22 protein-coding genes and 1 tRNA gene are annotated in these 24396 nt (G+C 46.1%); 6 read left to right on the top strand and 17 right to left on the bottom strand.

What is annotated here, in order from left to right:
* The first annotated feature begins 97 nt into the window (after nt 1–97).
* The gene (locus tag C8D73_RS08635; RefSeq protein ID WP_146739225.1) at nt 98–622 is read left to right on the top strand and encodes an RDD family protein; all 525 of its coding nucleotides are present in this window, start codon (nt 98–100) and stop codon (nt 620–622) included.
* A 44-nt stretch (nt 623–666) separates the two neighbouring features.
* On the opposite strand, the gene C8D73_RS08630 is transcribed toward C8D73_RS08635, so the two are convergent.
* From C8D73_RS08630 to C8D73_RS08610, 5 genes are all read right to left on the bottom strand, one after another.
* The gene (locus C8D73_RS08630) at nt 667–1422 is read right to left on the bottom strand and encodes an SDR family NAD(P)-dependent oxidoreductase (RefSeq protein ID WP_046431098.1); all 756 of its coding nucleotides are present in this window, start codon (nt 1420–1422) and stop codon (nt 667–669) included.
* On the bottom strand, nt 1422–2957 hold the full coding sequence (locus C8D73_RS08625) for a sensor histidine kinase (RefSeq protein WP_113077934.1): 1536 nt from the start codon (nt 2955–2957) through the stop codon (nt 1422–1424). The genes C8D73_RS08630 and C8D73_RS08625 overlap by 1 nt, the downstream gene beginning before the upstream one ends.
* A complete protein-coding gene (locus C8D73_RS08620) occupies nt 2947–3648 on the bottom strand; it encodes a response regulator transcription factor (protein WP_021717462.1) in 702 nt (233 codons plus the stop codon). The genes C8D73_RS08625 and C8D73_RS08620 overlap by 11 nt, the downstream gene beginning before the upstream one ends.
* Before the next feature lie 234 nt (nt 3649–3882).
* Entirely contained in the window at nt 3883–4323 is a 441-nt protein-coding gene (locus tag C8D73_RS08615) for a Dps family protein (RefSeq protein WP_113077933.1), read from the bottom strand.
* Nucleotides 4324–4379: 56 nt separating this feature from the next.
* Nucleotides 4380–5000, bottom strand: a complete 621-nt coding sequence (locus C8D73_RS08610; protein ID WP_113077932.1) for a superoxide dismutase — start codon at nt 4998–5000, stop codon at nt 4380–4382.
* Between the two features lie 396 nt (nt 5001–5396).
* Here C8D73_RS08610 and C8D73_RS08605 point away from each other — a divergent pair, with 396 nt between their 5' ends.
* Nucleotides 5397–6047 (top strand): hypothetical protein, encoded by a 651-nt coding sequence (locus C8D73_RS08605; RefSeq protein ID WP_113077931.1) that lies wholly within the window; start codon nt 5397–5399, stop codon nt 6045–6047.
* An 87-nt stretch (nt 6048–6134) separates the two neighbouring features.
* Here C8D73_RS08605 and C8D73_RS08600 read toward each other — a convergent pair whose 3' ends face one another.
* Together C8D73_RS08600 and C8D73_RS08595 are read right to left on the bottom strand one after the other, a co-directional pair.
* Nucleotides 6135–8048: a sensor domain-containing diguanylate cyclase gene (locus C8D73_RS08600; RefSeq protein ID WP_113077930.1), complete on the bottom strand. Its 1914-nt coding sequence runs from the start codon at nt 8046–8048 to the stop codon at nt 6135–6137.
* A gap of 236 nt (nt 8049–8284) precedes the next feature.
* A complete protein-coding gene (locus C8D73_RS08595; RefSeq protein ID WP_046431090.1) occupies nt 8285–9715 on the bottom strand; it encodes an SLC13 family permease in 1431 nt (476 codons plus the stop codon).
* Between the two features lie 118 nt (nt 9716–9833).
* Between C8D73_RS08595 and C8D73_RS08590 the strand changes: the two genes are divergently transcribed.
* Nucleotides 9834–10730 carry a LysR family transcriptional regulator gene (locus C8D73_RS08590; protein ID WP_113077929.1) on the top strand — a complete coding sequence of 299 codons (897 nt, stop codon included), beginning with the start codon at nt 9834–9836 and terminating at the stop codon, nt 10728–10730.
* 64 nt (nt 10731–10794) lie between these two features.
* Here the strand turns inward: C8D73_RS08590 and C8D73_RS08585 are convergent, their stop codons facing one another.
* From C8D73_RS08585 to C8D73_RS08565, 5 genes are all read right to left on the bottom strand, one after another.
* Nucleotides 10795–12183 carry a GGDEF domain-containing protein gene (locus C8D73_RS08585; protein ID WP_021718622.1) on the bottom strand — a complete coding sequence of 463 codons (1389 nt, stop codon included), beginning with the start codon at nt 12181–12183 and terminating at the stop codon, nt 10795–10797.
* Nucleotides 12184–12388: 205 nt separating this feature from the next.
* On the bottom strand, nt 12389–13048 hold the full coding sequence (locus C8D73_RS08580; protein WP_021718623.1) for an energy-coupling factor transporter transmembrane component T: 660 nt from the start codon (nt 13046–13048) through the stop codon (nt 12389–12391).
* Complete coding sequence (locus tag C8D73_RS08575) at nt 13048–13854, bottom strand: energy-coupling factor ABC transporter ATP-binding protein (RefSeq protein WP_113077928.1); 807 nt, start codon at nt 13852–13854, stop codon at nt 13048–13050. Before C8D73_RS08575 ends, C8D73_RS08580 begins: the two co-directional genes overlap by 1 nt.
* Nucleotides 13854–14717, bottom strand: a complete 864-nt coding sequence (locus C8D73_RS08570; protein WP_231997936.1) for an energy-coupling factor ABC transporter ATP-binding protein — start codon at nt 14715–14717, stop codon at nt 13854–13856. The genes C8D73_RS08575 and C8D73_RS08570 overlap by 1 nt, the downstream gene beginning before the upstream one ends.
* Nucleotides 14714–15295, bottom strand: coding sequence for a tryptophan transporter (locus C8D73_RS08565; protein WP_046431081.1), 582 nt, complete (start codon nt 15293–15295; stop codon nt 14714–14716). Before C8D73_RS08565 ends, C8D73_RS08570 begins: the two co-directional genes overlap by 4 nt.
* 440 nt (nt 15296–15735) lie before the next feature.
* Here C8D73_RS08565 and C8D73_RS08560 point away from each other — a divergent pair.
* Nucleotides 15736–15811 (top strand) — tRNA-Ala (locus C8D73_RS08560).
* Between the two features lie 108 nt (nt 15812–15919).
* On the top strand, nt 15920–17362 hold the full coding sequence (locus C8D73_RS08555; protein WP_113077927.1) for a hypothetical protein: 1443 nt from the start codon (nt 15920–15922) through the stop codon (nt 17360–17362).
* Nucleotides 17363–17846: 484 nt separating this feature from the next.
* Here the strand turns inward: C8D73_RS08555 and C8D73_RS08550 are convergent, their stop codons facing one another.
* The 5 genes from C8D73_RS08550 to C8D73_RS08530 all read right to left on the bottom strand — a co-directional run bounded on the left by C8D73_RS08550 (nt 17847) and on the right by C8D73_RS08530 (nt 23206).
* The gene (locus C8D73_RS08550) at nt 17847–20906 is read right to left on the bottom strand and encodes a reverse transcriptase domain-containing protein (protein WP_113077926.1); all 3060 of its coding nucleotides are present in this window, start codon (nt 20904–20906) and stop codon (nt 17847–17849) included.
* A gap of 499 nt (nt 20907–21405) precedes the next feature.
* Complete coding sequence (locus tag C8D73_RS08545; RefSeq protein WP_113077925.1) at nt 21406–21816, bottom strand: hypothetical protein; 411 nt, start codon at nt 21814–21816, stop codon at nt 21406–21408.
* Between the two features lie 174 nt (nt 21817–21990).
* Nucleotides 21991–22644, bottom strand: a complete 654-nt coding sequence (locus C8D73_RS08540; RefSeq protein WP_113077924.1) for an RNA polymerase sigma factor — start codon at nt 22642–22644, stop codon at nt 21991–21993.
* Nucleotides 22645–22661: 17 nt separating this feature from the next.
* The gene (locus C8D73_RS08535; RefSeq protein WP_113077923.1) at nt 22662–22880 is read right to left on the bottom strand and encodes a hypothetical protein; all 219 of its coding nucleotides are present in this window, start codon (nt 22878–22880) and stop codon (nt 22662–22664) included.
* Complete coding sequence (locus C8D73_RS08530) at nt 22880–23206, bottom strand: hypothetical protein (RefSeq protein ID WP_113077922.1); 327 nt, start codon at nt 23204–23206, stop codon at nt 22880–22882. Before C8D73_RS08530 ends, C8D73_RS08535 begins: the two co-directional genes overlap by 1 nt.
* A 457-nt stretch (nt 23207–23663) precedes the next feature.
* Between C8D73_RS08530 and C8D73_RS08525 the strand changes: the two genes are divergently transcribed.
* Nucleotides 23664–24233 (top strand): peptidoglycan recognition protein family protein, encoded by a 570-nt coding sequence (locus tag C8D73_RS08525; protein WP_170123196.1) that lies wholly within the window; start codon nt 23664–23666, stop codon nt 24231–24233.
* Nucleotides 24234–24396 lie beyond the last annotated feature (163 nt).

The raw sequence follows: 24396 nt of genomic DNA, 5'->3' as shown, positions 1-24396 counted from the left end.
TTTTTCATAAAATAGCACACTATATCTGCAAATAATTCTGTGTTACAATAAGAGGGCAACAAGCTAATCAAATCACACTGAAAAGGATGTGCTGCATTTGACCGTCTCTCCTGTCAATTATCATAGCTGGCGCCGCTTTTGGGCGCGGATGTTCGATTATTTCCTGATCGGTTTTTTATTTTTGCTTCTGAGCCGTAATTCTATCTTCGCACTCAACAATATCTTTCTTTACTCGGCGCTGCAGCTGATCGTCGTCATCAGCGCTGAAGCCTTTATGCTGGCCCGCTCAGGCACTACCGCCGGCAAAAGCTTCCTGGGACTGCGTGTAGTTTCACCGTCTGCGCCGCTGGATTTCAATTTAGCCTGGAAACGTACCTTCTGGGCCTATGTCAAAGGGCTGTGGCTGGGCATCCCGATCATGATGTTCGTCCCCGCCTGGTTTGCGCGGCAGGTGCTGCGTGACAGCGGCTCGACGATCTGGGATCAGGCCTGCGGCACCCATATCGAAGCAGCACCGGTCGGACGGCTGCGCTACATACTGTTCGCCATCGTCTTTTTTATGCTCTTTGCCGCGATCGGCAATTATGAAGTCTTCCTGCAGCAAATAGCACAGGGACAATAACCAAAAGGTTATTGTCCCTGTTTTTCATCTGCATTTGCAATTAATTACTTCGCTGTCAGGCCGCCGTCCACGGGAATGATACTGCCCGTCATAAAACTGTTGAACGGCGACAGCACCGAGCAGATCACATGCGCGATCTCCAGCGGCTCCCCGACCCGTTCCAGCGGATAGGCCTGCTCCACATCCTCCAGCGTATAACTGCCGTCCGCCTGCTGCAGCTGTTTGCCCAGCATCGGCGTCGCCACATCGCCCGGGCAGATACAGTTGACCCGTACCCGCGGCGCCAGATCCAAGGCCAGTGCTTTCGTAAACGCTACGACAGCGCCCTTGGACGCGCAGTACAGCGGACAGCCATAATTGCCATTGATCCCAGCGTCGGAAGCAATGTTCACGATGCTCGCCCCCTCTGACGCCAGCAGAGGCAGCAAGGTCTGCGTCAAAAAAATCGTTCCTTTGACATTAGTGTCCATGATCGAAAAAAAATCATATTCGGTCACCTTCTCCAAACGGCGTTCCTGATAGATCCCCGCCGCATTGACGATCAGATCAATATTTTCACGCTGCTCGCGCACGTTCTGCGCCGCACTGCGGCAGGCTTCCAGATCTTTAACATCGCCCTGCACATAATGCACTTTGCCATAAGCGCTCAGTGTGACCGCCGCTTCCGTACCCTTTTCGGCATCACGTCCCAGCAGCCACACCTCGGCGCCGTCTTTCAGCAGCAGCTCGGCCACAGCCTTGCCGATGCCCGACGTACCGCCGCTGATAAAGGCGACCTTGCCTTCACAACCATAGTTCATTAATCTGTACTTCCTTTCTTCAGAGCCGGCGGCAGCTGCAGCACTACGCTGGTCGCCTCGCCGGGTATACTTGTCATTGTCAGTCCGATACCGTGACGTTCGCTGATCTGCTTCGAGATCGCCAGCCCCAGACCGCTGCCGCTCTTATTCGTTTCACCCCGCGTTTTATAAAAACGGTCGAACACATGGGACAGCTCTTCCTGCTTCACGCCGCAGCCGTGGTCAGTTACCGTCAGCCTGCTGCCGAGCAGAGTAACTTCGATTTTACTCTGTTCCGGTGAAAATTTGATGCTGTTGTCCAAAAAGATCAGCAGCATCTGCCGCAGCCGTCCATAATCGCCTTCAATGATATATACAGGCGTGTCCAAGGACAGTTGGATAGTAATATTTTTCTGCTGTCCCAGCCGCTGACTGCTGCGCACTACGTCCTGCACCACATCGCATAAATTCACAGGTTCTTTTTCGATCGGAAAATCCGTATTCTGCAGCCGTGACAGATCCAGCAGATCGTTGATCAGCCGCTGCAGGAACAAAGTTTCCGCCAGCATCTGCCGGTGGTAATCCTCGACCTCCTGCGGCTCGGTGACTATCCTGTCACACAGCGCTTCCAGCGAACCGCGGATGACCGTCACCGGCGTCCGCAGTTCATGGGAAATATTCGCGATAAAATCACGGCGCAGCTGCTCCAGCTTTTTACTGGCCTGATCTGCTTCCAGCAGTCTTTCGCCCAGTCCGTCCAGCGTTTGGGCCAGCTGCCCGATCTCATCCTTCTGGTCGATATTGCAGCGCTCCGTATAATCATGCTCCGACATCTTTTCAGCGACCAGCCGCATCTTATTGAGCGGTTTGGTAAACTTCCACGAAAAAAGCATACTCAGGACAAACACCAGGACCATCGCCACGACGCACGATAAAATCAGGATCCTGATCCCCTCCCAGGCAGCTTCGCGCATGCCCTGTACCGGCGAATGCAGCAGCACCACAGCTCTGACTTTGCCGCCGGCATCGCTGACAGGCACGCCTACCGTGACCACCAGCTCGCCCAGTACGGGATTGATCTCCTCCATGACAAAGTTCTGTCCGGTAAAGCCCTGTTCCACCGCTCTTTTGATTTCCGGCGACAGAGCGTTATAGTCAAAATCACTGGCAGGTTCGGCTATATCCTCCTGCTGACGCATCAGCATCCGCTTATGTCCGTGCATCATACCGTGCTGTTCGGGCAGCGCGCCGACGTCCTCACGGTGCATTTTGACATTTTTATTCTCATCGACTACCCACACGTTTTCCATCGTGATATTGTCGATATAACGGATGAAACGGCTGCTGCCGATGCCGCCGTAACGGTTCTGCAGCCGCGACATATTATCCTGCAGTACCTCGGCGATCTTCGTTGCCCGCACCTGCATCTCTTTCTTTTTCAGATCCAGCGTATGCTTGCCGAAAAAATGCATAAAGGTGCCGCCCACGACCAAAGCAAAAATCAGCAGTACCGCTGCAAAATACAGCGTCAGCTTCCAGGCGATTTTATTGCGCATGCTCTTTCTCCTCGAAACGGTAGCCTACGCCCCAAATGGTCTTGATCTCCCACTCCTCGTGTTCAAACTTATCCACTTTGGCCCGCAGGCGCTTGATATGTGAATCCACAGTCCGGCTGTCGCCGAAATAATCGTAACCCCAGATACTGTCCAGCAGGTTCTCACGCGAAAACACCTTACTGCTGTTTTTAGCCAAAGTCCACAGCAGCTCTACTTCCTTTTTCGTCAGCGTCACGTCCGCGCCGCCGATCGTGACCAGATATTTGTCCAGATCGATCACAAGATTGCCGACGCTGTACAGATTCTGCTGCTCGGCTTCGCGCGGCTGGACCCGGCGCAGGATAGCGCGGACACGCGCCATGACCTCGCCTGCTGAAAAAGGTTTCAGGATATAATCATCAGCGCCGATATCCAGCCCCATAATCCGTTCAAAATCTTCACCGCGGGCCGTGACCATAATGATCGGCACCATCGACCGGCGGCGCAGCTCACGGCAGACTTCGAAACCGTCCAGCTTCGGCATCATCACGTCCAGCAGTACCACGTCGATATTTTTTTCATGCTGCTCAAACAGCTCCAGCGCCTGCTGTCCATCCAGAGCCACCAACGGCTCGAAACCCTCTTTGCGGGCATAATTTGCTAAAATAGAAGTTATCTGCTGATTATCGTCAGCAATCAAAATTTTATTCATCGCTGCACCTCGTAAATGTATTATTACCATTATATACTTATTTTGGCGTACGGGGATAAATTATTCTCCGCACAGCTCAGCTCCCTGTAAGTATATTATAAGGTCCGCACTTGTCTGCAATCAATATAACACAAAGATGTGTCAAAAAAATGTTTATCCGCAAAATTTATCTGCGGGCATAGAAAAACCCTCGCCGCCTTATGGCAGCGAGGGTTGCAGTTTATCCGTTCAGTTTCAGACAATGTAGGATTTGAGCATCCACAGCAGTTTTTGATATTCCCCTAAATAATCATTGAACTGGTCCGCAGTCACACCATCGCCGGCAGCATCTGCCAGCTCCACGATCTCTTTGGTATCCCTGATCCAGTATTCCACATCGGCGATCAGCCCCTGCACAGTTTCTTCCGAAGAAATCGGCTTATCTGCCAGTTCCTTGATCGTCGCCAGCGCCAAAGCCTCTTTCATATTGGCGACCGGCGCCTGACCAACTGCCAGCAGCCGTTCAGCTACCGCGTCGATGATCTCGGCAGTCCGGTCATACAGCTCCTCCAGCTTTGCATGCAGAGTGAAGAAGCTGCGCCCCTTCACATACCAGTGCAGATTATGGAGCTTGATATAAGCGACTTCCTGATTGGCAAGATAAAGATTCATTTTTTCATATAATTTTTTAGACATGATAGATTCCTCCTCAAGATTTATAAATTCTGTTATTTTCAGTATCGGCCGGATAATCAGCCGTTTTGGACCTGCTCGTAATTAGCCGCTACCGCTTTCCAGTCGATAACATTGTAGAAAGCCTGCACATAATCGGCGCGCAGATTTTTATATTTCAGGTAGTAAGCGTGTTCCCAGACATCGATGCCCAGGATCGGCATGAAACTGCTGCCTTCGATGATCGGGTTGTCCTGGTTCGGGCTGGCAGACAGCAGCAGTTTGCCGCCGGCAGCCGCAGACAGCCAGGCCCAGCCTGAACCGAACTGCCCTAACGCCAGCGCGCTGAGCTGTTCCTTAAAAGCGGCAAAGCCGCCGAATTCTCTGGTCAGTGCCTGCGCCAGCGCGCCTTCCGGTTCACCGCCGCCGTCAGGGCTGATAGTCGAAAAATACAGGTTGTGGTTATAATAACCGCCGCCGTTGTTTCTGATAGCTTTACGCAGACCGCTGTCAGCGATACTGTCCAGGTTTGCCAGCAGCTCGGTGATGTCCCGTCCTGCCACGCCGGCTTTTTCGGCTGCGTCATTCAGGTTTTTAGTATACGCCGCATGATGCTTGGAATAATGTGTTTCCATCGTCAATGCATCGATATGCGGTTCTAATGCCTCATAATCATAAGGCAGCTGATATTGTTTATACATATAGATCCTCCTTTGGCCAAAAGCTTTGGCTCATCGCAGTTTATTTTCGTTTTAGTTAGCTCTGGCTAACCTTTAATTTGATTATACACTACTCTCTTTATAAAAACAAGTCTAAATTGATTTTAATTATCAATTACTTTATTTACATAATTCAAAAATATTTTCCATTGACCCGTAAAGCCTGCTGCCAGGCGCAGCTGCTTCTGGAAAAATGCATGGAAAAATCTTTAAGCATTCCTTGAAAAGAGCTAAATTGCTTTCTTCCTGCCAAACATGCTAAAATAAAAATGTCAGAAAAAAGTCTGTAAATCGTCATAATTTTGACATAAGTTTACTCTACAATAAGCATACAAGGTCAAACGAACCTCAAATCACAATCTTAAAGGAGATGTTGTTATGATAAAAACTTCCTGGAAAAAATCCCTTGTTATCGCCGGTGTCCTCACCGCCCTGTGTGCTTCCGCTGCTTTTGCGGCCGAGCAGGCCGATACCAAACCCAGCATGCGCGAGCGTGTCGGCACGATCCTGCACCACGACGAAGGCGACAATTATCCCGGCCGTCCCTACCATATGGAACGCGGCCGTCACTGGGGCGGCCCCATGCACCCCGGCCCGCAGCTGACTGACGAGCAGGTCAAGGAACGTGAAGCCAGACGCGCTGAATGGGAAAAAATGACCCCGGAAGAACGTCAGAAGGCACACGAAGAAAAATATTCCAAATGGCGTGAAGAACGCATGAAAAATATGACGCCCGAAGAAAAAGAACGCTTTGAACAACGTGAAAAACAGCGTGAAGAATGGCGTAAAATGACTCCTGAAGAACGCCAGAAAGCCCGTGAAGAAGCACGCGCCAAATGGGACAGCATGAGTGATGCCGAAAAAGACGCTGCCCGCGAGCATTTCCGCAGCTATTACCATGCAGGCGGCCATTACTATGAAGGCCACCGCAAATACCGCCACCATAAAGGTGAATACCGCGGCGAGCACAGAGGCGGCTATTATGGCGACGGCCGCACTGAATGCCCTAATTCCAACTGCCCCTGGTAAATATCAAAAACTTACGTAAAAATTCTTTCCTCACATCAAAAAGCCTGCGTTTCTAATGAAACGCAGGCTTTTTATCTATATTCCGCTTTATTCCTTTTCCTCATAGATCGTATAGCCGTTCTTGCCTTTGTCCTTTGTCTGATACAAAGCCTTATCTGCTTTTGCATACAGCTTGGCAAAGCTTCTGCCATGCTGCGGCGCTAAAGCTATCCCTACGCTGACAGACATTTTCCAGCAGCTGCCGCTGTCCTCACAGATAGTGTCAAGCTTCTGGCACAGGCGGGCCGCTTTGCGGCGGGCGCCTTCCTCATCCGATATCGTCCCGAAAACCACGAACTCGTCACCGCCGATACGGCCGATGATATCGTCCTCACGGCAGAATTTTTTCAGCCGTTCCACGAACTCCCGGATACAATAATCGCCGAAAATATGGCCGTGCAGATCATTGGCCTGCTTAAAATTATCAATATCGATGATAAAAAAGCTGTAGCTGCCCTGCAGCTTGCCGCACAAAACCCCGTCGATGATCCTTTCCGTCGCCTTTTTCGTATAAACGCCGGTCATCTCATCTGTGGAAGCCTTTCTTTGTGTTTCCAGCTCCTTGCGTTTCTCCTCGTCGATATTTTTACGGTAAGTAAACATATGCACTGACTTATCAGCTTCCGAATAAAAAATATAAGCGTCGATCCGCATCCAGAAATAATCGCTGCCGTTTTCTGTGATCATAAATTCATACTGCAGATAATTATTGCCGGCCTTAAAGTGCCGCATCACGTTTTCGATACTGAACGTCGCCACATAGCCGGCCCGGTATTCTTCCAGCAGCTGCCTGTCGGCCACAGCCTGCAGAAATTCCTCATAGGGCAGGTCTTTAGCTCCCATCGCCTCAAAATACAGCTCGGTCTTTTTGCTGGCTGCCCTGTTTTTAGTGATGTTCAATTCATAAATATTATCGTAGATCTGCTCGGTCGCTTCCTTGAACAGCTCCTGCCGTTCTTCCAGCAGCTTCGTCATCCGCACGTTGAACTTTCTGATCACCGAAGTGATAGTCAGAATGATCAGCAGGATCACCACAGAAATCAAAACTACCGTTTCCAGCATCTTTTCATTCAGCTCGGCCAGTAAGGCGCCGGTATCCTGCTTTACCAGCAGATACCACGACAGATCGGGGATATAGCGGACGACCAGATAGCTTTTTTCGTTATTCTGCACATCGCCCGGCATCCAGATATCCCAGTTGGTCCTGCCGTTTTTCCATTCCAGGATCTCGCTGCGGATATCTTCGCTGTCATTGACCTTGAACCAGTCCGCCGTCTGATGACCGTTATAAAGGCTGGAAACTTCGATCTCGCCTTTTTCATTGATCAGATATGTCGCAACGTCGTATTCCTTTTCATATTCCTGCAGCAGGCCTTTGATATAATCGACATTCACGCCGACGCCCACTACACCGATCACCCGGCCGAACGCATCCCTGATCCTGCAGTTTACAAACAGAGTGATCTTATTGGCCGCACCAGCAACTTCATCATTATCGATATTAAGGCTGTATTCTTCGCCGCTTTGCAGAAAATTATAATACCAGACGTTTTCATCCTCGCCCCGGGCAAGATTGCGGTCCAGACCGTTGAAATTATAATAATTATTGGTGGACGCCGAAACCAGGAACACCGAATCATAGGCATACTTATTTTTATAGGTATCCAGATACTTCCTGATCGTTTCCTGGTAACCGGCCTCCTGATAACGGCTGCCCTCTTCCTCCAGCAGCTTGATCAGCAGGCTGTCATGCGCCATCGTCTGCGAGATATTCACCGGCTTGGTCAGCATCGTCGACAAACGGTAATAAATACCTTCCGAGGCCAGCGAGGAGACCTGTTTGATCTTCACCAGTGAAGCATTATAATTAGCGTGGTAGCTCAAAGTCGCGATCAGGGCGAAACCAACCAGCAAAATCACACTGACGAGTAAATTAGTTTTTAATAAGATATTATTTTTCATTGCCAGCTGCCTTCTATTTTCCGTTATTATCTATAATAAATACAATCATTATATTAAGTTACTATTTTTATTATATTCTAAAAGATTTTTACTGGCAATCTTTAAATTGTAATATTAAATAAATACTTGTTTTTGGTGAACGCTTTTTACGGCTCATACTTTCCCAAACCTTGTGCCGCCAGCGCCCGCACAAAAAAATCCCACCGCCATGCAGCAGTGGGAGCGACAGACCCTTTTCAGACCGTAGAGAACAACGGCCAGTACCTGATGAACAAATAACCAACGACTGTGATCAGCAGTACGCTGCACAGCGACAGCAGCAGCCCGTTTTTAAACAGCTCGGCCGGGTCCAGCCCATAGCTGACCGGGATAGCCCTGATCGATACCGGCAGCACATAGGCGCTGTTGAAGGCGACGATCGCCACGAACAAATACGGGATCGGGTTCAGCCCCAGCGCCTGCGCAATACTCTGCACTACAGGCACGGCAATGGCGGCGGCCGCCGTATTGCTGGAAATCTCGGTCAGCACCGTCGAAAACAGCGTAAAAGCAAACACCGTTTCCAGACCGCCAGTCAGCGGCAGCAGCGTGATCGCCTCAGCCATTTTCAGGGCCGCGCCGGTTTCCGTCACCAGACTGCCCAAAGCCAGGCCGCCGGCAAATAAAAACAGCATGCCCCACATAACGCCCTTTTCCGCAAATTCCCAGGTCAGCAGGGCCTTGCCGTCCTCATCCTCGAAGGTGAAGGCCAGCAGCCCCATGATCAGAAAGACATACGCAGGCTTCAGCGCCGGCAGCCACCCGGCGTACAGCGGCCGGATAAAAGCCAGCAGTGTCGCCGCGACAAACAGCACCAGGCTGATTTTTTCGCCCAGCCGTATCGTGCCCAGCTGCGCGTACATTTCCTTAAAATATTCGCTGGTACCAGCCAAGCGCTTTACCGGCACCGGCAAATGGAACAGGAAAAACAGATTCAGCAGCAGGACCAGTACCAAAAGCGGCAGAAAACGCACCACCCAGTCGATATACATAAATTCCTGTCCTGTCAGCTTTTCCAGATAGCTGATCGCCACCAGGTTCGCCGCCCCGCCCAAAGGCGAGCCGAAGCCGCCGATGCCCGCGCCCCAGACGATCGCCAGCAGGATCGGCACTGCCAGCTTACTGTTTTTGATGTTTTCCTCGCCAATAAACTGCAGCATGGATACCGCTACCGGTACCAGGATCGTACAGACGACCACATTCGGCAGAAAGATGGACAGTACCGTCGCTACCAGCAGCCAGACTGCTATCTGCTGCCGCAGCGACGTGCCGATACAGCACAGGGTCTTGATCGCCAGCCGCTTGTCGAGCCCCGTCGTCGCCCAGGTCAGGCAGACCAGATCAGCGCCGAACAGCAGCACGATGATCTCAGAAAAATACTGACTGATAACGTGCTGCATCGGGATCAGGTCAAACAATGCGTTGACACCGATCGGCACGAACGCCGTCACCGAAATATTGACCGGCCGCAATATCCACCACAGCGCCATCCAGACCGTCGTCCCCAGCGCCGCAGCCGCTTTGAAGCCAAAGAACCATTCCAGCAGCAGTATCGTCAAGCCGAAGCTGAGCGGCCCCAGCAATACCGCTACGCTGTGCAGGCGGCGCTTGCGTTTACTTCCGTACATAACCCCATCCCCTTCTTGCTCTCAAACTATTTTTATTGTAGAATGGTGGTATAAAAAAGTAAAATACTATTTCTTTGTTATTATAATAAGAATTTCTTATATTTTTTAGAGGTGAGCTATGGATTTTGAATTTTACCGTAATTTTATCACCGTCGCCGAAACAGGCAACCTGACCACAGCTTCCAAAAAACTGGCCCTGGCCCAGCCGGCCCTCAGCGCCCAGATCAAAACACTGGAGCACTATTACGGCGCCAAGCTGATCCAGACTGCGCGCGGCAAACGCCAGCTGACCCTGACCGAAGCCGGGGAAGCCTTTCTGGGCAAGGCCCGCCAGATCTGCCGCACCGAAGAAACCATCCTTTTAGATATGCAGAGCTTCAATAAAAAAGCTTCCGGCACACTGCGCTTCAGCGTTTCGCCTGCCAAAAGCACCTTTTTCATCAACACCTATCTGCGTCCCTTTGCGGCCGCCTATCCCGAAATCTGCTTCCAGTTCCGGGAAGAAGCCGTCAGCGCCCAGACCAGACATATTGCGGAAAACAGCAGTGATTTTGCCTTTGCCAACGCGCCGCTGCCGTCACCGCAGCTGTTTGCCGCCCACAAAACGCAGAAAGAATATTTTTTCGCCGTTTACAGTCCGCAGGCAAACTGCGGCCTTGATCCACAGCAGCCGCTGACGCCGAAACAATTACAGAATATCCCTGTCTGCTGTAACTTCGGCTGCTACAGCCTGCTGCGCAAAGCCTGCCTCAAGCAAGGCTTCATGCCCAAGATCCGCTTTATCGCCACCACCAATACTGCCGCACTCGCTTTCGTGCAGGACGGCAGCGGCATCGCCATCGTTTCCGCCGGCGGCAGGGACGACTTCCCCCAAGGGTTACAGCAGCAGCTGCTGGCTGATGATGAACTGTATTTTGAGCAGACGCTGTTCTGGTCCAAAAAAGACCGGTTAAGCGCCACCGCCCAGCTGTTTTTGGACTTTTACCTGGCGGCAGCCAAGACTGACCGCCACTGATCATCAGGATCTGCGCATAAAAAAGCCTTTATGACAAAGTCATAAAGGCTTTTATTATTACGATTTACAGCTCGTACCCAAACAGGACACCCTTACCGCCGGCTTTTTTCACCTTGTACATGGCCTGATCAGCTTTGAGAAGCAGCTCCTCCGCCGTCCTCCCGTCCTCGGGATAACGCGCCACGCCGATACTGACATTGCAGAACACCTCGCCCCTTTTCAGCCGCCAGGGCTGGGCAAACCGCCGATGGATAAAGCTGGCCAGATTCCGGATATTGGCTTCCGTTTTATCCCCGTCGATGATCGCGATGAACTCATCGCCGCCGTTGCGGTAAATAGCGTCATGCAGCAGCGGGATACCGGAAAAGAACTGTCCCAGCTGCACTAAGAACTCGTCCCCCGCTTCGTGACCAAAGGTATCGTTGATCTTTTTAAAACCGTCGATGTCAAAAAACAGCAGATAACCTTCGCCGCCCTCCTGCGTTTTGTCGATCCGGCGCTCGCACTCCTTCACCAGCATCCGGCGGTTCGGCAGGTTCGTCAGCGAATCATAATTGGCCAGATACTCGACCAAAGCTTCGTTGCGCTTATTGTCAGTGATATCGGCACTGCTCACCACATGGGCCAGTCTGCCGTCCACCCAGCGGAACGCCGCGCTGAACACCCTGAACCAGGAACCGTCGAAAGGCCGCTGATAATCCCAGGAATAGATCTTAGTCGGTTCACCGTTCTCATCGATCAGCTTTTGCTGCGGGCAGAAAGCACAAGGCCCGTTTTGACCAGGGAACAGCACCTCCCAGCACTTGCGCCCCAAAAACTGCGAAATACCGCCGTACGGGGCCGCCATAGAACGATTGGCATATAAAATATCATGGGTATGGAAATCGTTGACATAAATATCTATACCCGTATTATCCAAAATGCTTTCCAGCGAATTTTTGGCAAAAGTCAGCTTGTTCTGATAGACCCGCACCCCTATATACCGGCCAAACATCGACAGCACTGTCTTCAGCAGCTGCTGCGTGCCTGCCGGCGGCACCGGCCGGGCCGACTGCTGTACAAATACCAGCAGCCCGTAGATCTGCAGCGTTTCATCGACTACTGAAGCCACTACCAGCGACTGCGCCGCAAACAGCTCCAGCAAAGCATTCTCAGCCGCACTGTTCTTTTGTCCACCCTCCAGCCAGACAAAGGTTTCCTGAGCCAGATAGCTGCGGTAAGCAGCGTCGACCGCGTCGATCGGAAAGCTGCCCCGCAAAGGCAGTTCCTTACGCAGACAGCGTTCTTTCAGATGCAGATGGTTGTACTGGTCCAATTCATAGATCAGCCCGCCGTCAAAATCAAAAGCAGAACAGAGCTCCGCCAGAGCCCTGTCGATGACTCCGGTATCCACCTGCTTGCCGCCCAGTAATTCAGCTAGAGATAAAACGAGAGTATCACCCGATTGTACCATTACAGCCACCTTCTATCCATACATTTAAAATAGTTCGATATTATTATATACTTTGCTGATTTTATTCTATCATATTTATTATTTTTATCAACTGTAATTTATATTCTTTTAGGCAATAAAATTATTATATTACTCAAAAAAAGCAGCCGCTCCCTTTCTAAGGCAGCAGCTGCTTGCAGGATGATTTTAAATTTTCAGCCGGGCATCATTTCCAGAACGGATAGGTGCTCAGAACCACGACCAGCCCCAGCACGATAAAATCGGCGGCTCCCAGCGGCTCGCGCGGCATATTTTTATAAGTATTGCTGCCGAAGCCCTTCAGCTCCATACTCAGCGCCAGCGTTTCGGACTTGGCCACCGCCCGCATGACCAGCGGTCTGATGACCACGACATACGAAAGCAGGCGTTTCACGCAGTTGCCCCGGTTGGAATAACCGCGGCAGGACTGAGCATCCAGCGTGATCTCGCTGTCAGCCAGAAAATTAGGCACGAAACGCAACGCCGTCGTCAGCATAAAAGCATATTCACAGGGCAGGTGGAAACGGTCCACCAGTGTCTGGGCAATATCCTGGATACGCGTCGCCGCCAGCATACACAAAAACGCCATCGTCATGACCAGCATCCGCAGACCGCCCGTCAGCGCCACCTCCAGCGGCGAACCGAACAGCAGCTGGAACAGGATCATCAGCCCGGTGAACACCGCCAAACCGCCGATCGCCGCCATCGTCATGCGGTCGCGCTTGATCGACAGCAGTAAAGCCAGCTCAAAAACCAGGATCGTCGCCACCGCCTTGACCGGCAGGATAAAGACCCACGCCGTCACAGCGACAGTGACAATGATTTGAGTAAACGCACTGATCCGCATCAGTCCTCAGCTCCTTTCCGCACCAACAGGCGGCAGAACTCCTCGGGTGTCGCCGCCGTAAAACCCAGACTGCCCGCCAAAGCAGCCGCCGGCGGCCGGCGCAGGCCCCATTCCTCCACAGCATACGCACCGCCGAACAGCTCCGTCGGCGTACCGTCATACACCAGGTCGCCGTCCTTCAGGACAATGGCCCGCTTCGCATAACGGCGCACCACGTCCATATCATGCGAGATCAATACAATCGTGATCCCCTTTTCTTCGTTCAGCGTCTGCAAATACTGCATCATCCGCTCTTTCTCGATCGCATCCTGACCGTTGGTGATCTCGTCTAAGATCAAAGTACGCGGATTGAGCGCCAGCGCCGACGCCACACCCAAACGCCGCTTCTGCCCAAAGGACAGCAGACGCGGATACGCGCCCGCCAGCTCGGCCAGCCCCGTAGCCGCCAAAGCTGCCTCCACCTGCTTTTTGATCGTCTCTGCCGTCAGCTTTTTAGCCCTCGGCCCATACGCCACCTCATCAAAAACCGTATCTTCCAAAATCTGCAGATCCGGGTTCTGGAATACATAACCGATCTTGTCAGCCAGGTCGGCCGGCTCATAATTGACGATATCCTCGCCGTCTACCAGCACCTGCCCGCTGCGGGGATGCAGAAGCGCCATGAACAAACGGCTCAGCGTCGTCTTGCCGCTGCCGTTATGGCCCAAAAGCGCCACAAACTCGCCGTCACCGATCGTGCAGGCGATATCGTTCAGTACCGGCAGACCCCTGCGGTAAGCAAAATTGACCTCTTTAGCCTCCAGCATCAGGCGTTCCCCCCTTCAAAACCAAGCAGCTGTAATTCCGCAGCCGCCTCTGCCTCAGTCCGCCACTCGCCCAAAGTGATGCCGAAACGGCGCTCGACGCCCAGCTTCACCTGCCATAGCGCAGGCACCAGCGGACGCAGCTCCTCGTCCTCATACATCGTCCGCGCCGCAGCAGCAAAGGTATCAGCCGTTACCAGCTGCCCCTCCTTCAGCACTACCATGTCCGTCACATAAGGCAGCAGATAGTCCACTCGATGCTCAACTACGATGATCGTCGTGCCGTAACGCTGATGGATCGCATATAACAGCTCATACAGCGAATGGGCCCCGTCCGGGTCCATCGCCGATACCGGCTCATCCAGCACAATGATCTCGGGATGCACCGCCAAAGTAGCCGCCAGCAGCAAACGCTGGCGCTGCCCGCCCGACAACTCGTCCAGCTGATAGCTTTCGCGCCCCGGCAGCCCCACGTCCTCCAAAGCCTTACGGGTACGCTCCGCCACCTCCTCCGGCGCAAAACCGTGATTCAGCAAACTGAAAGCAACTTCCTCGCCCGCGGTCAGCGAAACCAGCTGGCTTTCGTAATCCTCCAGCATCAGCCCCACGCGCATCGCGATATCCGACACCCGGCGGCCTTTAGTCGATTCGCCCAACACCTGCACATCGCCGCTGTAACGCCCGCCCATATAAAAAGGCACGATGCCCGTCATCGCCTTGCACAAAGTAGTTTTGCCCGCGCCGCTGGGGCCGGCCACCACAGTGAACGAACCCTTTTTGATCTCCAGGTCGATATCCTGCAGCACCAGCTCCGATTTATTATAAGCAAAATAAAAATTTTCCAGCCTGATAACGCTCTCCATCATTCATCGTCCTCCTGCACAAAAAACAGCTTCCGCACCGGCCCGAACAGCAAAAAGGTGATCATGCCGTTCAGCGCGCCCACAATCGCCACCACCGGCAGCATGGCATACAGCCAGACATGCAGCGGCAAGCCCAGAACGATCTTTAAAATGAAAGTAAACACACCGCCGCTGGCCATAGTTGCCAAAAATCCCGTCACCAGGGGGCGCAGCTTCCACTTGCCCAAACCGCAGCGCAGCATCGCCTTGACCAGGATGCAGCAGGTGATCGCCCCCGAAAGCTCGCTGGCGATATTGCCCAGCGGAAAAGCCGACTTCGACGACGGCACCAGCGTGATGCCCGCAATAAAACCAATGCCCACAGCCTGCGACAGCGTCGGATTCGTCAGATTGATAACGATAGAATACATGGCGATCGTCCAGTTCGGCGTCACGCCGCCCACATTAGGGCTGACCGTATGCAGGATGATACCGATAGCAAACAGCATCGCCGTGATCGCTACCCAGCGGTAGCCGTCCTGCATTGGTTTAACTTCGATCAGGTCCACCAACGGCAGCCTGGTATTTTTTTCTTTATCCATAATATAAGCCTCCTTCAAATCGGGCAATAAAAAAAGCCCTTCATCCCTATGTAGGGACGAAAGACGCAACTTTCGCGGTACCACCCTGCTTGACCGATTAAGGTCCGCTCGCTAAGATACGGGCCATGGCCGATATCCCCTTCCCTGGTAACGGGCGAAGCATCCCGACGGCGTCTACCCCCTTGCGGGCTCAAGCCGTATCTTAAAGGTCCATTCACCCTGCCGCCAAACGCCGGACTTGCACTGTCACCGGCTCGCTGAGGTCCGCTTGGCAAAGCTACTAATCCTCATCATCGATCAAATACTTATGAAATTACTTTAAAGTGTAGCACCAGCGGCAAAAGTTGTCAATAAGCGCGCGTGTATACATAGCGGCAAGCACTGCAGCTAAAAATATACTTGTAATTTTGCGCCGGCAGGAGTAAGATATTTTATGTAGTGGGGACGTAGCTCAGCTGGGAGAGCGTACGGTTCGCATCCGTAAGGTCGAGAGTTCGATCCTCTTCGTCTCCACCATTATATTGAAAGTAAAGAAGCCGCTGAATATTCAGCGGCTTTTTGTTTGTTTAAATATTTCATGGTATAATGTTTAATAAATAATTATATTAGAGAGGTGTCTTGGTCATGAAAATAAGCCAAATTTATAAATTGAATAAAACTCAATACGAGCTAGATTTTGTTGATATAGATCCAGAAATAGACACACCTCTCTTTTTAGACCCATACTATATTTCAAAATGCGATTTTGATTTTGCAATAACAGCAGATAGCTCTATTAGATCATATTTTGAATTCCTTTTGGCACTTTTAAGAAATAATGACGTGAAAGAAGCAGAAGAATTATTCTCATATTTAGGAGAAAATAATGATATTTGTTTTGGTATGTCTCGTGGTAAACCAAATGGTCATGGTATGGGGCCGAAAGATACAAGTTTGATATTCCAACAGCTTTTGCAAAGTAATGCAATAAAAACTGGAGTAATGGAAGATATTGAAGACTTTCGTATATTCGTTCCGAATGTTGATAAAGATAAAGTGTCTGACATGACTGCTAATATTATTAAAATTCATTTACTTGAATATACAAAAGAACAATGTTTTTTACATAATATTCCACTAACCCCAAATATTCCTTCAGGAATGTATTGGAATCAAAAGACAAAAAGCTGGGACAACAATTACACAGAACGACTCATCCTAAATAATAAACCAATATTACTAGTACCTAAACGTATAGTCTCATATTCTGATAAATATACTCCTACTGAATATCGACAACACTTCGTCTTAAACTATCTTCAAAATGAACATCTTCGCCTTCAAACCGCATTAATGCGAACACGCAAAGATAAATCCAAATATGTTACAAAGAAAAGTGTCATAGACAGCGAAGAAACAATGGATAAAGATTATCTTGCTAAATTCACCAAACAGCACCCAGAGATATTCAAAAATTTTAAAGAACAAACATCAACCAAATTACAGCCTATTGACGGATATGTAACTAACCCATTAGATATTACTTCTATTTGCAAATATCTTTCAGATAAATTATCCACTCTTTCCCCTGGCTCATCAGAAGCATCTAATTATCATAATTTAATAATAGGAATTCTAGAGTTATTGTTCTATCCAAATTTATCAACACCAAAAAAAGAAACGCCTATTCATGAAGGCAGAAAAAGAATTGATATTACTTTTAATAACTCTTCTTCAAATGGATTCTTCTTTAACTTACCAACAAAAGATTCTTCTTTAAACTGTCCTTTTATTTTTATTGAATGTAAAAACTATGTGGGAGAAGTAAAAAACCCAGAACTAGATCAACTATCTGGACGTTTTAGTCCAAGGCGTGGTCGCGTTGGTATTCTCACATGTAGAGCATTAGATGAAAGTAATTCTTTTATGAAACGTTGCTCAGATACTTTAAATGATGGTAGAGGATTAATTATCCCTATCACTGATATTGATTTAAATAGGGCTCTTTCTGAATTTCCACTTAAAGGAACATCCGCTATAGAAAATATTCTTAACGAAAAATATCAACAAATAGTTTTTCCAAAATAACTAGTCAACATCAATATATATCATATAATACCATACCAGCGCCATTATACTAGGTTTATTTTATAAATTAATACTCCACTTCCAATTACATAATTTAAACTATTATATATTCAATACGTTTTGTCTGACTGGCCTCATTTATAATATAAGACTTACACAAATAATATTAATAGTTCTGCCCTCTTTGTCTCCAGCGTATATTAAAAATTAGAAAAGCCGCTCTGAATATTGAGCAGAAGTCTGAAAAATAGACATTGAAATAAAAAGTCTTCAATCTTAGAATATAAATTGCGACTGAAAGCTTTTGTATGTCTGTCAAAACAAGATTCTTTCAATACATTACATTGATACTTTTAAACAAAAGGTAAAAACGGAGTCAGACGGAGTAAATCAATGATATTCTATGATTGGCTTTTATATTTTGTGTCTATTAACTCTGGGGCGGTTCAATATTCAGCGGCTTTTGTGTTAGAACTTTAAAGGATTATTTCCATAAATAATCCTTTAAAGTTCTTTCCATTTTCATTTTCAAAATTTCTTTATCAAATTGAGGTGGAGTTGGCTTAAATATGCTATCGTCTTTTTGCAATTCATATTCCTTAATTTGAAAATTTCTCATAACATCTATATCTATATCTTCTACTAATATTGAACGATTTTTCCCTCCTTTTGTTCTGATTATATTCAATATCTCAGTTTTCGAAGGTTGCACAATTCTACTATCACCATAATCAGATGAATTAACTTGAATGCAATAACAATGTAAGTCTCTACAAAAAGATTCCATTATACTACTATAATAATTTATATCCCGATTCCATTCAACTACGATACATAAATCAGCATAAGATTGGAATAATGACCTGGCTTTAATTGATGATAATTCAAAACAACAATATAATGAAAACCATATATCCCCCCATTTAAATAAGCAATAAACATTTCCTTCCATTGGCCTATAATTATAACCCTTAATTAATCTTAATTCATTTGGAGAAAAATGAACTTTTTGATGATATGTAACATGAGCATACTTATATTCTTCTTGCCTATAAGGAAGTATCACTGCAGTAAGATTATAAACAACACCTCTATTAATATTGTTATTATTTAAAGAAACTACATGCTCAATTCCAGTAATTATCGACATTTGATTTCGAGCACAAAATCTTGTAAGTATCGGGAGCCACTCAAATGGCAAATAATTCTCTGGTAATACTAGTAATTCTGCCCCCTCTTTTATAGCGTCACTCAACAATTTTGAGACTTCTTTATATCTATCATATGTACGATTAGGTTTATTACAAAGTGCCGATATTACATCTGATTCTTTCAAAATGGCATTTCCAATAGCTGCTCTTAATTTACTTCTTTTGGTACTATTTACAAAAATTCCAAAAATGTCTTCTCTTTCATTTTTTATCTTCTCTATTTTCTTAACTTCAATTTCATTAGTCATAATAGGTCTATCTAAATCTTTTGGGTGCAAATAATTTAAATAAAAATATAAATCATTTGTTTTTTTCAATAATTCATCATGTTTGTCTATATTATTATTTTTAGCAATTTTTTTGCAAATTAAAGAAAAAGATATTTCTTGTGGAGCCACTATATATGGGTAATAAATATAATTATTCAAAATATTAGTTTCTGATAAAATTCCCCAAAAATTTGACTCTTTAATATTTTTCATCATACTATCAAGCTTATATAAATAAAAATTATCATTCCTAGAATCACAAAATGCTTCTTCTTTGATACAATCGACTGGTAACGGCGTAGTATATTTATTTACCATTCTAGTTAAGCAATAAGATTTTCTTAAACATGTAATTTCTTTCGCTTTATAATTTATTATTTTATTAAGCTCAAGATCAGTCAATAACTCTTTAATATGAGTTCCCCAACAAAGAGCCAGGGCTCTACTTAAAGAAGAATATAGAATTGTATATAATCCCTTTCTATATTCATTTAATTTTATATTTTCATCTTTTAATTTTACATTGCCAATGGCTTCTGAAATTTTCTTCACTAAATTTTTAATATCTTTGACTCTATTATTCACAACCAATATCTCGAACAGTTTTTCCCAAGATGCATAATTTTCTATTAACATTCTTTTATCAAAAATATTTAACAAATCTTTGTCAAATTTGCTTTCTTTTTTGTCTTCTATTACTGCACCAACACGTAGATATTTACCTAAAAATTTTGACAGTTCAAATTTGTTTAAAGTTATTTCATTTACGTCCCTTAATTTATTTATACTTCCACTATTATTTAAATCAAAAATTTCACTATAGTCATTACCAATTAAACCTGACTCTATATCAGGTAAAAATCTAAATTCACTAACATTATGTGCAATTTGTGTTTGAAAGCATGTCAATAAAGCTTCTGTTGCACCTTGCTTAAAATAAAATACTTTTACCTTATCATTTTGAACAGAAATATGTGACTTTGTATTGTTTAAAAACTTCCTATTGACAGAATACACATTTTTTTCATCTTTACAGATAAAAAGTTCATTATCATTTGGACAAATTTTATCTCTACTTTTCGTCGCATTACATCCGCAAAAATAATATTTTATTATATCTGTTTTAGATAGTTGTTCTTTCAATAAGGAGCTATTTTTTTCTACTTTATCAACAATAATAATATCATCAACATATCGTCCATAATAAACAGGATTCCACCGATCTATTATCTGCCTATCGAATTGATTTAATCTCCAGTTAGACAATATATTTGATGGTAAAAATCCTATTGGTAATATAGATGCCTCTGCTCCATCTACTACATACATATCTGTAATTTTGTTCACTAACTTCGAATATTGTTTTATAACTTTAAATACGAATAAATTTACCCTTCTTTTCCATTCTTCATTACCATCATAAAAAGCATCAAATTCTTCACTTGTAATTTCTATATTATAAAAAAAACTTTTAAAATCCAAAGTCAATATTAATGCATCTTGCTTTTCAATTAAACAATTTTTAGCTAATTTCAGACCTTTATCTCGCCAATCTTCATATTGTGAAAAATACGGTTGAAATAAAGAGGGAGAAAAAGTTATATTATTTTCTTCATTCATTAGTTCATTATTTACTAAAGTTCTTCTTAATCTATTACCATATGAATATTCATACATATCATCATCTAAGAAGCGACCAATGAATAAAATCCACAATACCCCCAATATATGTCCGGTAACATCAAGATCTATAAAAAATTGCGGCTTATCAATAACTATATCATTTTCATTAGTATTAAAAATTACTTCTGGCAAATCTTCTTTAGATAGTTTCTTTGGCAATAATAATACATCTATAGATTTTAAAATTTTTTCTTGGTACTTATTCCATACTTTATCATTTCCCAATAAGGCATCATTCATTTCTTTTATATTTTTTTCAAAATCATTCAATTCGAAATCGACAATTTTATTTCTCAAAGGAAGCTGCGTTTTATCAAAATATATATTAGCTTTCAATTTTTTATATGCTATTTTTATATCCCTCTCTAGCTTATTACACATGAACATTCTTCCTTCCATAATGATATAATTATATTATATCATTTATATTTTATATTTTACAATTTAATGATTGATTTCTTTCTCTATATAGAATTATTTAATTTTGTTTTATAGTATCAAAACAAATAAAAGCTCTTAAATATTCATCACTATTACATAAAATATTAAAAGAAATATAAATACACCCACAAAAATCTTCTATGGAATTGACTATAAATAATGATCATATACGAATTTTAAGGGAAACAAAAACTGAGCTATTGTATGTTAAAAACATTAGATAATACTTTAACGGATGTTTTTTATACTAACCTCAAAAACGCCCCACCAGAGAATTTAAATTCTTTGATTAAATTAAGAAATAACTTTACATATGAAGATATTATCACTTCAAATATCGATACTATGATAGACTACTTTAAATCAAGTTATCATGTTAGGATTTGTAATTGAACATTTAATAAAAAGTACCTTAATAATTAATTAACTATATCCAATTTTAACCTCTCCCCTTCCTCTCATACCGCAGCAGTGCTTCCTGCGCTATTTCTTCGGGTGTTTTCGGTGTAGCTTTCAAATTATAAGAGCCTTGCTTTTGCAAGGCTCTTTTTTGTGCATTTGTGGTATTCGCTTGATCGTTTTCTCTTCGTTCTTTATCTAATATCCTCTCCCTCCTTATGCCCTGCGCTTCGCGCAGGGCTTTTTCCATATTATAGAAGTTCGGTTCGCGGCGGCGGGCAGTCATAATAGTCACCGCAATATTCCATTCGGCATCGTCCGTCTCGCAGAAGCATTCTGCCCAGCCATCAATAAATCTGGCCCGTTCATCTTCGTTTCTAAACCGCAGCTTTAGTCTGTTATATTCAAACAGTTTTATCATCCGCCGTATCTGTTCATAAGGTCTCTCCATTTTTCAGCACATCCTTCGCAATATTTTCAGCCTTTGATTGGCTTATATGGTCAGGCGCACTTACGGGTTTCTCTGTCCAGACAGCAGCAAACGCATTTCCCAGGCAGATCACCCTGGCTGGCAGTGCCATAACAGCCTGCCGGCCTGCGCCTGATGATCCATATTCCAGCTTATCTACATCATCAGTTCTTCCGCTTCCCGCTGTTTTTCGGCCTGATGCGCTGCAAGCAGCAGCTGCCGCAGCTTAGTAAGCCCTTTTTTGATCGTTTTGCTGATCGCCGCAGGACTGACGCCAAATCTCTGTGCCAGTTCGCCGTTGCTCCAGCCTTCTAAAAAATGCAGTTCGATCAATTCTTCCTGTTTGGGCGAAAGCTGTACCAGCAGTTCCCGCACTTCCGCAAAATCCTGCTGCAGTTGCTGCTGTTCAAAATAAGTACGCGTCGTCTGCGCCGCATCTGCCGTCAGCACTTCCTCTGCAAATTCACAGCCGCTTTCTATTTCATAAGGGCAGGTCATTTCTTCATCCTTATGCCGGCGTTTCCATTCACTACTGATCGCCGTATACGACTTACTGACGATAAAAGCCGGCAGCTTCTCGAAATCCTGCCGCTGTCCCCACTTTTCCAGCGCCTTTACTACGGCAATCCTTTCGATCTGTTCGCCATCCTCGGCAAAACCTTTGTATGCGCTGGTATGTGCTATTTTACGCAGTTTGATATCAAAAGCCTGCAAAATCACCCCCAGCATCTTTTTATTGCCCTGCTGCGCTAAAGCCACTATTTCGGCCCATTTATCACACTCCGCTGTTTCTGTGCAAGTAACTGTCATCAATACATCCCCTTATTTCACCCTGCTGCGGTGATCTTATTATTCAACACCTCTACTGCCAGCTCCCGCGCCGTCAGGCTGTCCAGACAGTCTATACAAATAATGAGCCCATCCAGCTCGATATACAAATCACCGGCGCCAACAGCCTCATTACACAATTCACAGCTGTACACGGCTTCCGCCAGGCTCTGCGGAGGTTCCAGCCACGCATTTTCGATCGCTGTAAAATGATCCACTAGTCACACCTTGCGCCTGAACTGCGGCGTGACGTTAAACTGCGCTTAAGCGCCCTGCGGAACAAAGCGCTGCAGTTGATATGCTCGTCCTGTGCCTGCTTGCGCAGACCATAAGGCAAAACGATACGCAGCTCTACTAAAGCATCGTCCTTTCTCGGCGGTTTCACCGTTCTGGCAGACTGCGGCTCAACTGGCCGTACAGTCTCTGTCTGGCAGTGTTTTCCCTGCAGTAAGGGGCATTTCAGCGCCAAATACAAAAGACGGGCACTCAGCACATCGCCGCCCGTCTTTTTAGATTTTTGTTGTGAAGCTAAAGAATCATTCATGTTTTTTTACCTGCTTTCGCTGAATTTAGGGTGTAAGTATCAATACTAACGCAGATCAGTAATACAAAACCATTATTAACACTTAAAACTTCCAAGTCAAAATCATAAGTATGTATGAAGGATTTACAGATTTTAATGATTTAAAAGCTTTAAGAGATGCTAAAGGTCTTTAAGATTTAAAAGATTCGGTATGCTTACTGCGTCAGTAATAATATCCCCTACTCTTATATGGCTTTTTACAAGGTCATTTTTAACCCCCTTTACATAAATATTTTTTATCCGCTGCTTGGAAGAGCAAATTTTACACTTTTTAAATTTTTCTTGCCGGCAGGTTAAAAAACAGGGCCTAAAAAGCCATATAAGAGTGAGAGGGTGCCACAGCACATCAAAATGCTGAACGGAGTACGTTAAAATAATGGCCTGCTCTCCAAACTCACAGGAAAGGAGCATCTCTACTATGCAAATGCAAATATCATCAGCACCGCTGCTGACAGCAGCCAAACTCGCCGAACTTGTCGCCCTGGGACACAACCGCATCTCGCAGATCTATCTGCACTGGACCGCAGGACATTACGGCCAGCTTTACGACGACTACCATTTCAACATCGACGCCGACGGCAGTATTTACCATACCTGCACGCAGCTCACCGAGCTTAAAAGCCATACGTGGCAGCGCAATACCGGCGCTATCGGTATCGCTCTCTGCTGCGCCTGCGGCGCGCTGCCCCATAACGGCAGAGATACTGAGTTCGGCAAGTTTCCGCCCACTCCCCGCCAGATCGATGCCGCAGGTAAATTAGTTGCCAAGCTGGCGCAGGGGCTCAATATCCCTATCGACCGCGGGAACGTGCTTACTCACTGCGAAGCTGCGCTTATCGACGGCTACGGACCGTACAGCGGCGACGCCGAAACCCGCTGGGATTTATGGTATCTGCGCGATTCACCCGGCGACGGAGCAATGAAGCCCGGCGGGCAGGTCATCAGGGGCAAGGCCCTGTGGTATGCAAAAAGCAGCCCCCTTGTTTAAAAGGGCTGCTTTTTAAAGAACACGATGTTTTCTTTTAATGTTTTCTTCAATCTTTTTTATTTTTCTTTAGCTTTTTTAGCTTTTTTAGACTTTCTTGAAAGAAAGTCAGCAAAGAACTTTCAGCGCTGTTAAGATTTGGATTGCGCTTTAAAACCCTCTGTAT

It is taken from the genome of Phascolarctobacterium faecium DSM 14760 (genome assembly GCF_003269275.1).
Taxonomy (GTDB): Bacteria; Bacillota; Negativicutes; order Acidaminococcales; family Acidaminococcaceae; genus Phascolarctobacterium; species Phascolarctobacterium faecium.
The sequence above is the reverse complement of the archived record's forward strand: the minus strand, read 5'-3'. Positions and strand labels throughout refer to the sequence as shown.

Bases quoted from the DNA above. Each gene is read 5' to 3' on its own strand.
- C8D73_RS08630 (WP_046431098.1), bottom strand. From the start codon at position 1,422: ATGAACTATGGTTGTGAAGGCAAGGTCGCCTTTATCAGCGGCGGTACG.
- C8D73_RS08625 (WP_113077934.1), bottom strand. From the start codon at position 2,957: ATGCGCAATAAAATCGCCTGGAAGCTGACGCTGTATTTTGCAGCGGTA.
- C8D73_RS08620 (WP_021717462.1), bottom strand. From the start codon at position 3,648: ATGAATAAAATTTTGATTGCTGACGATAATCAGCAGATAACTTCTATT.
- C8D73_RS08615 (WP_113077933.1), bottom strand. From the start codon at position 4,323: ATGTCTAAAAAATTATATGAAAAAATGAATCTTTATCTTGCCAATCAG.
- C8D73_RS08610 (WP_113077932.1), bottom strand. From the start codon at position 5,000: ATGTATAAACAATATCAGCTGCCTTATGATTATGAGGCATTAGAACCG.
- C8D73_RS08605 (WP_113077931.1), top strand. From the start codon at position 5,397: ATGATAAAAACTTCCTGGAAAAAATCCCTTGTTATCGCCGGTGTCCTC.
- C8D73_RS08600 (WP_113077930.1), bottom strand. From the start codon at position 8,048: ATGAAAAATAATATCTTATTAAAAACTAATTTACTCGTCAGTGTGATT.
- C8D73_RS08595 (WP_046431090.1), bottom strand. From the start codon at position 9,715: ATGTACGGAAGTAAACGCAAGCGCCGCCTGCACAGCGTAGCGGTATTG.
- C8D73_RS08590 (WP_113077929.1), top strand. From the start codon at position 9,834: ATGGATTTTGAATTTTACCGTAATTTTATCACCGTCGCCGAAACAGGC.
- C8D73_RS08585 (WP_021718622.1), bottom strand. From the start codon at position 12,183: ATGGTACAATCGGGTGATACTCTCGTTTTATCTCTAGCTGAATTACTG.
- C8D73_RS08580 (WP_021718623.1), bottom strand. From the start codon at position 13,048: ATGCGGATCAGTGCGTTTACTCAAATCATTGTCACTGTCGCTGTGACG.
- C8D73_RS08575 (WP_113077928.1), bottom strand. From the start codon at position 13,854: ATGCTGGAGGCTAAAGAGGTCAATTTTGCTTACCGCAGGGGTCTGCCG.
- C8D73_RS08570 (WP_231997936.1), bottom strand. From the start codon at position 14,717: ATGATGGAGAGCGTTATCAGGCTGGAAAATTTTTATTTTGCTTATAAT.
- C8D73_RS08565 (WP_046431081.1), bottom strand. From the start codon at position 15,295: ATGGATAAAGAAAAAAATACCAGGCTGCCGTTGGTGGACCTGATCGAA.
- C8D73_RS08555 (WP_113077927.1), top strand. From the start codon at position 15,920: ATGAAAATAAGCCAAATTTATAAATTGAATAAAACTCAATACGAGCTA.
- C8D73_RS08550 (WP_113077926.1), bottom strand. From the start codon at position 20,906: ATGTGTAATAAGCTAGAGAGGGATATAAAAATAGCATATAAAAAATTG.
- C8D73_RS08545 (WP_113077925.1), bottom strand. From the start codon at position 21,816: ATGGAGAGACCTTATGAACAGATACGGCGGATGATAAAACTGTTTGAA.
- C8D73_RS08540 (WP_113077924.1), bottom strand. From the start codon at position 22,644: ATGACAGTTACTTGCACAGAAACAGCGGAGTGTGATAAATGGGCCGAA.
- C8D73_RS08530 (WP_113077922.1), bottom strand. From the start codon at position 23,206: ATGAATGATTCTTTAGCTTCACAACAAAAATCTAAAAAGACGGGCGGC.
- C8D73_RS08525 (WP_170123196.1), top strand. From the start codon at position 23,664: ATGCAAATGCAAATATCATCAGCACCGCTGCTGACAGCAGCCAAACTC.